A 13,846-nucleotide genomic window follows, 5' to 3' on the forward strand; every position below is an offset into this window, starting at 1 on the left:
CTTATGGAAGCCTTTGAATTTGGAGCTCCTCCTCACGGTGGGATTGCCTTTGGTTTTGATCGCTTATGTGCCATCTTTGGAGGAACAGATTCCATTAGGGATTATATTGCCTTTCCAAAGAATAATGCAGGTAGAGACGTGATGATTAACTCTCCAAGCAGCATTTCTGATGAACAATTGATTGAATTGTCATTGGATATAAAAGAAAGAGAAAAAGAATAAACGGAATTTAAGAGGAAGCTTTATGAACTTGCAAAAGGTGGCTTCTTATTCCCATAATGATCAATAGTTGACCTAAAATATAGGTGCCCATAATATAAAGATCTCCATCGATTATGGGATAAAAAAACCGATCTAAGGCCAGCAAACTATCAGATATAAAAAATAGAAAAGCACCAATAAACAATTGCCAAAAGCTTGAATTATTGGTTCTACCATACCTTTCTCTGGCCATTGTCACCATCATGACAATGGCCATTGTATATATAATAACCGGAATTTTTAATTCGTTCAACTGCGCATGAATCAGGAAGTAGATGAATGCTGTTAGGATGTAAAGTGGAAGGTTGTAAACAAACATTTTTATAAAATTTACCTTAAATAGGTTTAAGGTCTGATTTTGAGTCAGCTTAAAGGCTATTATATAACATACATGTGTCATAAAAAAGGCGCCGAGGCCATATAAAAACAAGTCTTTGTTTAAAAGCAAAGCGTCTCCCAGGAAGGAGAAAAACAGGCCGGCAGAAACGGTGATACGTAGTAAACTTCCTTTGATCAATTTTGTGCTTTGCAAAAAATAAAGCAAGAGAGAGAGCATAATCAAAGGTTTGGTGAAATACCTATAATTAATCTCTGCATGAATGATCATTGAAATATCTGCCAAGGATGTAAAGAGGAAGACATATAACCATAAGATTTCTTTTTTACGCATTTTTTTTAATTTCTTTATTTTTAATTGTCTTAAAGTCGAACCAATCAGGTACTTAGGTGGTTGTTAAAAGTGTACTGGCATTTACTTCTCTTTGTAGTTTGAAAGAAAATGATTCCTTTTTGAGAGGTCAGCATTATTTACAATTTGAATGATTTTGGACGAATTAAAGTAGAGAAGACAACAGCTGCTACTTTGCTCGTTTTATAAAATTGAAGATAATGAGTTTCTATGAAAATAATGCTTTTAAAGAACAGCAGTTTTAGGAAGGCTTAGAATAAAGTTTAGAAATTTCATTTAATGAATTTTTGATTTAGACCTTTCTTAAACTTTAGAAGTGGATTTGGAATAATTGTAAGGCAATTTTTAGATTTACGATTGATTATTTTTTTTCAATCGAGTTAATAAAAGGTTTAAAATATTTCCTTCTAAATTCTAATGTTAGGAATTTGTTAATTATTTTTGGCACTTCAATTGAAAACTTAATAGTTAGCTATTCTAATAGCCCTAATTTAAGATTATATTTGTACCCAAATAAAGCCGATCCTATTTTTGATTCTATTATTTATTTATACCTATTAAATATTTGAAAATGAGGCAACTATTACAAAAAAGAATGCTTGTTGTGCTATTGCTGTTTCTGGCTATTGGGAGCAGTTATGGGCAAGTAACTACCAGTTCTGTTCAAGGAGCTGTGTTTGACACCGAAGGAGAGGCACTGATAGGTGCTACTGTAAAAGCTACCCACGAGCCTTCCGGTTCCGTGTATGGAGCTGTTACCAATGTGGATGGAAGGTTTAACCTACCCAACCTGAGAGTGGGAGGACCCTACTCTATTGAAATTAATTACCTTGGTTTTGAATCTCAACTATTCTCAGGAATAGTCTTGAGGCTTGGAGAGGTTTATAATTTAAATGCCGCGCTTATTGACGGAGACACGGAATTGACAGAGTTTGTTGTAGAAGGAGACAGGGGTTCAGACTTCACTTCAAACCGCACAGGTACTGCCACCAATATCTCCAATGAACAATTAAAAAACCTTCCACAGATCAACAGGAGTGTACTTGAATTTACAAGGTTAACCCCTCAAGCCAGTGGTAATTCCTTTGCGGGAAGGGATGCAAGGTACAATAACCTTCAGATTGATGGAGCAAACTTTAACAATGGGTTTGGTTTAAGTGGTGACCCACTACCAGGGGGAGATTCTCAACCAATTTCTCTGGATGCCATTGAAGAAATTACTGTAAATATTGCGCCATATGATGTGTTGCAAAGTGGCTTTACAGGTGCAGGTATCAATGCCGTAACCAGAAGTGGAACCAATACCTTAGAAGGTTCTGCCTATTACTTCCTTAAAAACCAATCCCTTCAGGGAAGGAAAATTGGTGACAATGAATTGGAGGCTGTAGATGCTGCCACCAAGAATTTTGGCTTTAGATTGGGAGGACCAATTATCAAAAACAAATTGTTCTTCTTTGTAAATGCCGAAAGAGAGATCCTCACAGGAGCTAATGCTTCCGGAGTAAACCTTTGGAGACCGTCAGAAGACGGTATTGCTGATCCTGAAAATAATATTGCCAGACCTACAAGAACAGATTTGGAAGCTGTTCAAAACCACCTGATCAACCAATGGGGGTATGATCCGGGAAGATATGAAGGCTATGCCAATGAGGCGGAACAAGCCAGCACCAAATTGCTAGCAAGGATTGATTGGAACATCAATGAAAAGAACAAATTGGCCGTGAGGTACAACCAAGTAATTGGTACTTCTAATCAATTGGCCAATGCCACTTCAGGTCCTCGTCCTAGGGCTCCATGGCCAAATGGAGCAAGGGTTAGTCAGAATGCCATGACCTTTGAAAATGGAAATTATGGATTTGAAAATTCTGTAAGGTCCATTACTGCAGAATTGAATAGTTACATCAGCACAAGTTGGTCTAACCAATTATTGGCTACATATTCTAGAATTCAGGACAAAAGAACTTCTCCATCAGACCAACTTTTCCCTTTTGTTGACATCTGGGATGGTGGCGATTTAGTTGATGATGGTAATGGAAATATGGTAAAGGACAAAGGTTCCATGAATTATATTTCTTTTGGTACGGAGTTATTTACTTATAACAATGACGTTATTAACAATAATTACTCTATTATCAATAACTTGAATTATGTAGAAGGGAAGCACAACATCACTATGGGTGCTGCCTTTGAACTTCAGAATTTTGGTAACAGTTATACGAGAATGGGAACGTCCTATTATCGTTATGCATCTGTAGAAGACTTCCTTACTACAGGGACTGCCAACGAAGTTGCTCCTACCATATTTGGCTTGACTTACCCTTATGCAGGACAAGATACCTATTCCAGGGTTAATTTTGGATTGGCCTCTCTTTATGCTCAGGATAAATATGCAGTAAATAATGACCTTAGCATTACTTTTGGTCTTCGTGCTGAGCTTCCGATTTACCTGAATGAATTAACGGCTAACGAATCCATCAACGAGATTACCCTGACCAATCAATTTGGAATGCCTACCAATTACAACTCAGGAGAGTGGCCAACTTCTAAATTAATGGTCTCTCCAAGGTTTGGATTTAATTATGACGTATTTGGTGACCGTTCGCTTACATTGAGAGGTGGTACCGGCGTATTTTCTGGAAGGGTACCATTCGTATGGTTGACCAATATGCCTACCAATGCAGGTGTGATCCAGAATAACGTTGAGCCGGGAAGTTACGAGCAAGTTGAAGGGTGGATAGACAACATCACTTTCCAACCAGAGCGTTACTATTATGTGGAAAATGTTCCTGAAGGAGCTGAAGATGTATTTATTTCGTCTCCAACAGAAGGAGCACCTGGGTCATTCGCGTTGGTAGACCCTGATTTTAAAATGCCAATGGTATGGAGATCCAGCTTTGGTTTGGATTACCAAATTCCAAATACACCATTGCTATTGACAACAGATTTATTGTACACCAGAGATATCAATGCCGTATTCCAATACGGGGCTAACCGAGTAAGGTCTACCAATACCATGGATTATGGTTCTAGTGGAGCTCCGGGTGATTATGGTGATACTAGAGAAGTCTTTCTTCCGGGCCAAAGTACTGCTTATAACAGTGTAATGGGAGGAAACAATGCTACTGTTCTTTCCAACACCAGTATCAAAGGTAGAAGCTTTAGTGGGACAGTTGGTGTGTCAGTTCCTTATCACAGAGGTATTAGTGCTTCCTTGTATTACACTTATTCTTCAGCAAAAGAAGTTTCGGCCAATGATGGATCCAATGCGAGTTCTGCATGGGGTGCAAGTCCTACTATTAATAGTCCAAACGACCAAATGCTGCATATCTCTAACTTCGCAATCCCACATAGGATAGTCGGAAGTGTAAGTTATAGAATTGAATATGCAAATGCATTGGCTACAACAATTGGACTTTACTATAATGGAGCACATCAGGGTAGATTCTCGTATACTTATGGCAATGATTTTAATGGAGATGGTATTACCGGTGACTTGATATACCTTCCTGAAAATTCTTCTACCATGAATTTTGTTGACATTACAGATGATGATGGTGTGGTTTATACAGCCGCAGAGCAAAGAGCTGCCTTTGATGCCTATGTAGAAGAAAATGGATTGAGTGAATACAGAGGTGATTACTTGCCGAGAAATGCCTTCCTTAACCCATGGTTAAACAGGTTCGATATCCGTATCTTACAGGATGTTTCTCAGACTTTTGGGAAAATGAAAAACACTGTTCAGTTGAGTGTGGACATTGTGAACCTAGGTAATTTGCTAAATAGCGATTGGGGAATTCAGGACGACTTAAATGGTGCTGAGAATTTACTTTCAAGAGCCGGGTCAGTAAGTGCCACTCCTGATTTTAATCTAACAACCATTTCAGGAAACCTTCCTACAAACTCATTCAGAAATGTTAGTGGATTTGGAACCACTTGGAGCATGCAGGTTGGTTTAAGGTATTTGTTTTAATTTTCAAACTAGATTGCTATACAATAAAAGAGGTCGCCTTTATAGGTGACCTTTTTTTATTGGCAAAAAAAGGCCCATTTTGGCAAATACGGGCTTAAATACTATTTTTTCAATGAATGATAAATAAAATTACGGATATGGGAATATAGATAGGAAATGGCAATATTCGCTTGGTGTTTTTTAATAATATGATTTCTGCCCTTAAATATTCCATTCTCTTGCCATTAATGGCTTAGTTTTACCTCTTAAATTTTAATGTTTTTTTGCTAATAAAAATAGGGTTACTTTAACCTTATATCTTTAAAATAAACTTGTTGGTTAAACGATACATTAGTTTTCAGAATGAAAAACCAAACCAAAATCATTTTGTCTGTAATTATCCTATTAGTGATAGGGTTTATATTTTTCTATCCAAGAATGGAGCTTTTCACTGAAGGGGAAACGGCGGGTACAGAAAATGTTACTACAGGGGTTCAATCAAATCTTCCGGTAAATGTAATTAAACTAAAGGAAGAGCCCCTAGAAAGCAACTTGAATATCACAGGCTCACTTATACCCAATGAAATAGTAAACCTAAGACCTGAAGTGAATGGTTTGGTAGAGAAAATAACTTTTGAGGAAGGGCAGTTTGTGAAAAAAGGCACACCTTTACTTTATTTAAATGATGACGAGTTAAAAGCCCAATATGACAGGTTAGCCTATACCAAAAAGTTGTATGAAAGTCAGGAAAAAAGGCAAAAGCAGTTATTGACAAAAGAGGCCATTAGCCAGGAAGAATACGACATAGTCCTCAATCAATACAATACCAATCTTGCAGATTTGCGCTTAATTGAAGCCCAATTAAATAAAATGGTCATCAGGGCACCCTTTGATGGAGAGTTAGGTTTCAGGCAAATATCAGAAGGAAGTGTAATCGGTACTTCTGATCTTATTGCCACCATTGTCAATGTAGACCCTATCAAAATAGAATTTTCAATTCCTGAACGGTATTCCAATGAAATAAAGGTGGGTACGGTCATTTATTTCAACTCAAATATTTCCGATGAAGAAGCAGAAGGAAAGGTATATGCCATTGAACCGAATATAGATGCGGCTACCAGAACTTTAAAAATTAGGGCTCAGAGTCCAAACAAAGGAAAGAAATTTCTTCCTGGAATGTTTGTAAGGGTTCGGTTGGTATTAGATGAGGTGTCAGATGCCATTCTTGTCCCATCAGAATCAGTAATTCCGGAATTGGAAGGGTACAAGGTTTTTGTGGCCAAAGATGGTGTCATCGAATCTAGAAAGGTGGAAATCGGTCAAAGATCAGATACCAGGGTACAGTTGTTGGAAGGGGTAAAACCCGGAGAACTGGTATTAACTACAGGTGTACTACAAGCAAAGGATGGAATGTCCGTTGATGTTAACTTAACGAACTGATAGAATAATATGTCAAGTTTATCTACGATCAGTATTCGAAGACCCGTATTGTCTATAGTGATGTCACTCACTATTTTGATTTTTGCTATCATTGGAATTTCCTTTTTAGGAATCCGTGAATTCCCTAGTGTGGATCCTCCGGTGGTGAATGTAAGAACGACTTATGTGGGAGCCAATGCGGATGTAATTGAGGCACAGATTACAGAGCCCCTGGAAGAAGCCATTAATGGTATTTCCGGAATAAAATCCTTGTCTTCCATCAGTAATGATGGGAACAGTAGCATTACGGTGGAATTTGAAATCGGGGCCGATATGGAGGCCGCCGCCAATGATGTGAGGGATAAAGTCTCAAGGGCCCAAAGAAACCTCCCCCCCGATACAGATCCCCCTATCGTTTCCAAGCAAGATGCAGATACCCAGCCCATTGTATTTTTAAATGTACAAAGTGATCAACGAAGCTTATTGGAGTTGTCTGATATCGCCACCAATATTTTCAAAGAAAGGCTACAGACCATCAATGGTATCAGTGAAATCAGAATTTGGGGAGAAAAAGAATATGCCATGCGTTTGCGAATGGATCCCTTACGAATGGCTTCCTACGGCATTACACCCTTAGATGTCCTCAACAAAGTTCAAAGTGAAAATGTGGAACTCCCTACCGGGAAAATTGAAGGTGAATCCATAGAGCTTTCGGTAAGGACCCGGAGTAGGATGAGTACTTCAGAAGAGTTTAACCGATTGATTGTTAAAGAAGAATCCAATAATGTGGTGCGCTTTCAAGATATCGGAAATGCAGAGATAGCCCCTCTGAATGAAAGAACTGTGTTAAAAAGAGACGGGGTGCCCATGGTAGGGGTAGCCTTGGTTCCTTTACCGGGATCAAATAGTATTGAAATCATAGATGAGTTTTATCGAAGACTGGAATTTATAAAGAAAGACCTGCCGGAGGATATTCAACTGGGGATAGGATTTGACACCACCAAATTTATAAGAAATTCAATCAGCGAAGTGCAACAGACAATTTTTGTGGCCTTCATGTTGGTGGTGCTTATTATTTTTCTGTTTTTAAGAGATTGGCGCACGACCTTTATTCCTGTACTTACCATCCCCATTAGTTTGATAGGTGTGTTTTTTATCATGTATATGGCAGGGTTTTCCATCAATGTACTGACCTTGCTAGGTATCGTATTGTCCATAGGGCTGGTGGTAGATGATGCCATAGTGGTGTTGGAAAATATTTATTCCAAAATTGAAAATGGAGAAAATCCGGAAACTGCAGCGGAGCAGGGGGCTGAGGAAATATTCTTTGCCGTTATAGCCACTACAGTAGCGTTAGCTGCAGTATTCTTACCAGTGATTTTTCTTACAGGTACCACAGGAAGGCTGTTTAGGGAGTTTGGAGTGGTTGTGGCAGGAGCAGTGATCATCTCTTCTTTTGTGGCCCTTACCATGACACCGATGCTCAGTTCTAAGCTACTGAAGAGAAGAAAAAAGCAAAACTGGTTGTATAATAAAACGGAGCCATTCTTTCTGTGGTTAAACAAGGTTTATGTGCAAGCTCTTTCCTCTTTTATGAAAATAAAGTGGATGTCTTTTGTTTTGGTAGGACTGATGGGACTTGGTACTTATTATCTTTTTAGCAATATCCCTTCCGAACTGGCACCTTTAGAAGACCGGGGGCAAATAAGAATCAATATGGCAGGACCCGAAGGAGCTACCTTTAGCTATATGGACCGAATAATCGATGAAATGACTGTGGAACTTTCTGAAATGATTCCTGAGGAAGAGAGAGAAGGGCTAATTTCGGTTACCTCTCCAGGGTTTAGTTCTGCAAGTACCAATTCAGGATTTATACGATTGGTTTTAAAGGATGCAGCAACAAGGGAAAGAAGTCAACAAGAAATTTTTGATGATGTGGCAGTGTATTTAAAGAACAAGACGGCCGTTAGGGCTTTTGGAGCGCAGGAACCATCCATTGGAGATAGGAGAGCCGGACTACCCATCCAATATGTTATTCAAGCCCAGACCTTGGAGAAGTTAAAAGAAATTATCCCGGTTTTTATGGATAAAGTAGGACAAAGTTCCGTTTTTACTTTTCCCGATGTCAATTTAAAATTTACCAAGCCTGAAATAGAGGTGGAGATTGATAGGGAGAAAGCCAGAAACATAGGCGTTTCGGTGCAAGAAATTGCGAGAACACTTCAGCTGAGTTATTCCGGTCAGCGATTTGATTATTTCATCATGAATGGCAAGCAATACCAAGTAGTTGGTGAAATGCAGTTGGAGGATAGGAATGAACCCATAAACCTCAGGATGCTATATGTAAGAAGTGATGAAGGCGAATTGATTCAAATGGATAATTTGGTTAAGATCAATGAAAGAAGTACGCCACCTCAACTTTATCGATACAATAGGTTTGTAAGTGCAACGGTGCAGGCAGGCCTAGCTCCGGGAGAAACAGTAGGTTCGGGACTTGTGGAAATGGATAAAATTGCAGCCGAAGTGCTTGACGAAACCTTTACCACCGATGTGGCCGGATTATCCAAGGAGTACAGAGACAGTTCCAGTAGTTTGGTGTTTGCCTTTGTGTTTGCCTTGATATTGATCTACCTCGTTTTATCTGCCCAGTTTGAAAGTTTTATGGACCCATTGACAATCATGTTTACGGTGCCATTGGCGATATTTGGCGCCTTGTTTTCATTGTGGTTATTTGATTTTACCCTTAATGTATTTAGTCAAATAGGAATAATCATGCTCATTGGTTTGGTGACCAAAAATGGGATATTGATTGTGGAATTTGCCAACCAACGTAAAGCCCAAGGGATTCCCATATCAGAAGCCATTGAAGGCGCTGCAGCAGCAAGGTTTCGCCCCATCTTAATGACCAGTTTGTCCACCATCTTGGGAATTTTGCCAATAGCTTTGGCATTGGGAGCAGGTTCAGAAGGACGGGTACCGATGGGGGTAGCGGTAGTTGGTGGAATGTTGTTAGCAACACTACTTACCTTATTTATTATTCCGGGTATATATACCTATTTGACATCTAAAAAAGGAAGATTAGCAAGAGTTTAATATGAAGAAAATTATATTGCTAGGAATGATAGTAGCTTTCTCCTGCAGATTGTATGGACAGGAGGACGAACCTTTAACTTTTGAAAAGGCAGTTGAGATTGGATTGGAAAATAACTTTGATGTTAAGATTGCTACCAATCAGGTTTTGTTGGCAGAAAATGAGAAAAAACAAGCCGTAAGTCTGTTGATGCCAGTGCTTGACTTAAATAATACCAGAGTTTATAGAAAGGAAGATACAGAACAGGCCTTTGTAAGTGATCCGGAAAATCCAAGGATTATCCCCAATGCCCAAACCAGAAACAATAACTATAGCTTGGTAGCTATCTATGGTTTTAGGGCAGATGCAGTAGTTGCCATGCAACGTTTGGGGAAATTGAGAGAAGTATCTGAGCTGGAGGCCAAGGTGGTCATAGAAAATACCGTAGCTGCTATTGCCACGGCCTACTACAGGTTGGTTCTTGAGCAACAACGGTACGAGGTGCTCAAGCACACTTTAAAATTATCAGATGAAAGATTAGAGATCGCCAAAGCTCAATATGAATTTGGACGTGCATCAAAAAGAGACTTTTTAGCTGCACAGGTGGATTACAATGCAGACCTTACAGCCTTGGTTTCCCAAGAACAAGTTATTCAAAATTCAAGTGTCAATTTGAACGAATTACTAGCCATCGGCCCAAATAAAAATTTTGTAGTCAATGACACCATCACCATAGAGGATTCTTATTCTCTTGAAGAATTGAAAGAAAGTGCTTTAGATCAAAATAAAGGTTTTTTGGCTACCCAAAGAATGGAAAATGTTGCCTATCTCCAATTAAAAGAGTTGCGGGCACAAAGGCTACCGACCATTACCTTAAATGGGTCATATATAGACAATACTTTAAATTCGGATGCAGGATTTTTGCTGAGTAATCAGCAGCAAGGAATTAATTTGGGGGCCACCATAAGCTTAAACCTCTTCAGTGGCTTGGCCTTAAATAAGCGCATTCAAGCCGCTAAGATTCAAATCAACAACCAGAAGCACTTGATGGAACAATATGAAAATCAAATGCTGTCTGATTTACAGCGGACCTTCAATACGTACCAAAATAGCAGACGACTTTTGGAAATAGAAAAATTAAATTATGAGGTGGCTGTGGAGAGCTCTGACATTACACTCGACAGGTTTCGATTGGGAATCACTAATTATCTTGAATTTCGGGATGCCCAAGTGAGCAGATTGCAAGCTGAGAGCAGATTGATAGAGTCTCTTTATACAATAAAGGAGAATGAAATAGAACTTATGCGGCTTTCCGGTAATATTTATTTCGCTAATTTGCAGGAGAATTTACATGAGTAATAGGGGCTCAGTGCCTATATTTTGCAGGGCTATTTTTGGTATATTAAGGATAAAAGCCTATAATTGATAACACCAAAGCACGATTAGAGTGCCCCCTCTATGTCAAAAACCAGCATTTCTTGCCTTTTCTTGCTATTAATTGTTTTCGAATTGACTTCATGCAAGTCAAATGTTGAAGAAATAGAGGTGCCGGAATATTGGGAATCCCCTGCTGTCTTAGATTTTGATGCCATTAAAAAAAGGGGATTTATTAGAGCGGTTGTAGACAATTCATCTACCAGCTATTATATCTATAGGGGCCGGACCATGGGCTATGAATTTGAGTTGCTTCGTAATTTGGCGAACCAGCTTGGGGTGAACCTAAGGTTAATTGTAAAGCATGATTTGGAAGATGGATTTCGCCTTTTGAATAAAGGGAAAGCTGATATTGTTGCCATAAACTTTGAAGTAAACGAGGAGAGAAAAAAGCGGGCCAATTTTACTGCACCGATTAATAGCATGAAAACAGTGGTGGTGCAGCGGAAAGATCAATCTCATGTGGACAGCCTTACCCAACTTACCAATAAGAAGGTTTATATAAAGAAAGGGACGGTTTATAAGGAAAGGCTTTCATTACTAAGTGATTCCCTCTCGCTTGCTTTGTCTATAGAAGAAAAGAACACAAGTTTGGAAGATTTGATCAATCAGGTCATTGAAGAGAAAATAGACTATACAGTGGTGGACAATGACATTGCCTTGGTAAATGCTACCTATAATGATTTATTAGACGTAGGTCTTACGGTTAGTCAACCCAACCCAGTGGCTTGGGCCATTCGTAAAAATGCACCTCAGTTGGAAGCCAAGATCAATGAGTGGATTGAAAGAATAAATCGAACAGGATACAAAGCCATATTGTACCACAAGTATTTTCTCAATAAGAAAAACAGTTACCACAGGTCCTCATCAGCCTTTTCTTCTGTTTCAGGCGATAGAATTTCGGCCTATGATAATATCATTAAAAAAGGAGCTGATAAACTGGGTTGGGATTGGAGATTATTGGCTGCTCTGGTGTATAAAGAAAGCCGCTTTAATCATTCTGCTGTTTCCTATGCAGGAGCAGTAGGCTTGCTTCAACTTATGCCTGTAACTTTACAACGTTTTGGGGTGAATGATCCAAACAATCCCAATGAAAGTTTAAGGGGAGGTGTCAATTACCTCAAATACCTGGATGGCTTTTGGCTCGACCGTGTGCCTGATAACAACGAAAGGATTAAGTTTATTTTGGCTTCTTACAATGTAGGGCATGGTCATGTTCAAGACGCTTGGCGCTTGGCCTATAAATATGGAAAGGACAACAAAAGGTGGAAGAATGTTGCGTATTATTTGGAGAGAAAATCCAAACCGGAAGTGTATCGAGATCCATGGGTGAAAAGTGGCTATGCCAAAGGCCATGTGACAGTTCGCTATGTTCGGGAAGTTTATGGACTTTATGAATCCTATAAGGTTTTAGTAGATTCTTAAGCATCAGGAATCATCTCTGCCGTGATTTTTGCAGACAATAAGCACAATGGTATCCCTCCTCCGGGGTGAACACTTCCCCCGCAAAAATACAATTTCTTTATTTTTGAACTATAATTTGGGTGTCTTAAAAAAGCAGCGTATCGGTTGTTGGAGCTATTGCCGTATAAGGCTCCATTCGCTGACGAAGTTTTGGTGGCTATTCCAATGGGGTCTAATATTTGCTCCGCTTCAATCAGCGGCTCAATGTCCGTTTTTAGCGTAGCATTTATTTTTCTAATAATGGCTTTTCGGGCCTTGGCTTTTAAACTTTCCCAATCCTGACCTTGATCATTAGGCACATTGATCATGGTGAACCAATTCATGGCGCCCTTAGGAGCATCATTTTCTTTATGAATAGAGGTGATGTTGATATACACAGTAGGATCATCATCGATGTCTTTGTCTTTAAAAATAGCTTTAAATTCCTTTTCATAATCCTTGCTAAATAGAATGTTGTGTAGGTCAAGTTCAGGGAAAAACTTTTTAATACCCCAATAAAAAATCAAGGCAGAGCTAGATTTAGGTTGTTTTAATAATCGTTTGGGTTGTTCTTCCTCTTTTAGTATGGTTTTATAGGCCGTCACCATGTCCATATTGTTAAGGATATAATCGGCTTTATAAGATTTGTCCCCGGCTTGTATTCCAATGGCTATTTGATCCTTGACCAGGACTTTATCTACGGCCATGTTAAAGTGAAAATTCACACCCAAATGCTTTGCGAGATTGTATAGGCTAACAGTGATGTCGTGCATTCCTTGGGTAGGAAAGAATGCTCCCTTATTAAATTCAAGGTGTGGGATTATATTTAAAGTGGCCGGGGTTTGGTAAGGGTTTGATCCGTTGTAGGTGGCGTACCTATTAAATAGTTGAACCAGCTTTGGGTGTTTGAATTGCCGGTGATTGGCCTGATTCATGGTGTTGAAAAGACCAAACTTAGCAATCCTAAAATAAGAAGCCATGGCTTTTTTGTTAAACCAAGTACTCCACTTGTGCAAAGACCTATGCATGAACAAAGGGGCAAGGTATTTGTAAATATAGGCTGATTTATCCAGTGCCTTTTTGATGTTTTGAGGTTTTTCTCCAAGTTGATGCTCCACTTCTTTAGTGAATTTATCCAAATTGGAATAAGCACTTAGCTTCGTACCATCTTCCCAAAAATAATTACAATTGACATCAAGCTTCTTGTATCGGAAAAAGTCTTCGGTTTTTAAGCCTGCTAAAGCAAACAGTTCCTCTACTTGTTCAGGTAAAGTAAATAGGGACGGGCCTGCATCAAAGCGGTAACCGTCAATATTGATTTCGGTCAATTTTCCGCCGGGATAAGGGTTCGCCTCAAAAACCTTTACTTGATACCCCTTTACGGTTAATCGAATTGAAGCTGCCAAACCTGCTATGCCTGCCCCTATTATAATTACCTTTTTATCCATTCATTAATAATATTTCCACTGTTTTCAAGTGGGTTTTTGTTACCAATTGCCAATTTATTCAATGATAACTTATAAAAGTAGGCTTTGTTATCAAGACTGCTTCTGAAGACGGAATCAGCGGATGGTAAAACCCA

At 39.1% G+C, this 13,846-nt stretch carries 8 protein-coding genes; 6 read left to right on the forward strand and 2 right to left on the reverse strand.

Annotated elements, in window-relative coordinates:
* A partial coding sequence (locus AAC037_RS00895) for an amino acid--tRNA ligase-related protein (RefSeq protein WP_339900942.1) occupies positions 1–222 on the forward strand: 222 nt, incomplete at its 5' end.
* Between the two features lie 7 nt (positions 223–229).
* Here the strand turns inward: AAC037_RS00895 and AAC037_RS00900 are convergent.
* Positions 230–931, reverse strand: coding sequence for a lysoplasmalogenase (locus AAC037_RS00900; protein ID WP_339900943.1), 702 nt, complete (start codon positions 929–931; stop codon positions 230–232).
* Between the two features lie 589 nt (positions 932–1,520).
* Between AAC037_RS00900 and AAC037_RS00905 the strand changes: the two genes are divergently transcribed.
* From AAC037_RS00905 to AAC037_RS00925, 5 genes are all read left to right on the forward strand, one after another.
* Entirely contained in the window at positions 1,521–4,919 is a 3,399-nt protein-coding gene (locus AAC037_RS00905; RefSeq protein ID WP_339900945.1) for a carboxypeptidase regulatory-like domain-containing protein, read from the forward strand.
* 342 nt (positions 4,920–5,261) lie between these two features.
* Positions 5,262–6,338, forward strand: a complete 1,077-nt coding sequence (locus tag AAC037_RS00910; protein WP_339900947.1) for an efflux RND transporter periplasmic adaptor subunit — start codon at positions 5,262–5,264, stop codon at positions 6,336–6,338.
* 9 nt (positions 6,339–6,347) lie between these two features.
* Positions 6,348–9,410: an efflux RND transporter permease subunit gene (locus AAC037_RS00915; protein ID WP_339900949.1), complete on the forward strand. Its 3,063-nt coding sequence runs from the start codon at positions 6,348–6,350 to the stop codon at positions 9,408–9,410.
* Position 9,411: 1 nt separating this feature from the next.
* Positions 9,412–10,746 (forward strand): TolC family protein, encoded by a 1,335-nt coding sequence (locus tag AAC037_RS00920; protein WP_339900950.1) that lies wholly within the window; start codon positions 9,412–9,414, stop codon positions 10,744–10,746.
* Between the two features lie 99 nt (positions 10,747–10,845).
* Positions 10,846–12,246 carry a transporter substrate-binding domain-containing protein gene (locus AAC037_RS00925; RefSeq protein WP_339900951.1) on the forward strand — a complete coding sequence of 467 codons (1,401 nt, stop codon included), beginning with the start codon at positions 10,846–10,848 and terminating at the stop codon, positions 12,244–12,246.
* Here the strand turns inward: AAC037_RS00925 and crtD are convergent.
* Entirely contained in the window at positions 12,243–13,712 is a 1,470-nt protein-coding gene (crtD, locus tag AAC037_RS00930) for a 1-hydroxycarotenoid 3,4-desaturase CrtD (RefSeq protein WP_339900952.1), read from the reverse strand. The genes AAC037_RS00925 and crtD overlap by 4 nt on opposite strands.
* Between the last annotated feature and the right edge of the window lie 134 nt (positions 13,713–13,846).

It is taken from the genome of uncultured Cyclobacterium sp. (genome assembly GCF_963976465.1).
Classification (GTDB): Bacteria; Bacteroidota; Bacteroidia; order Cytophagales; family Cyclobacteriaceae; genus Cyclobacterium.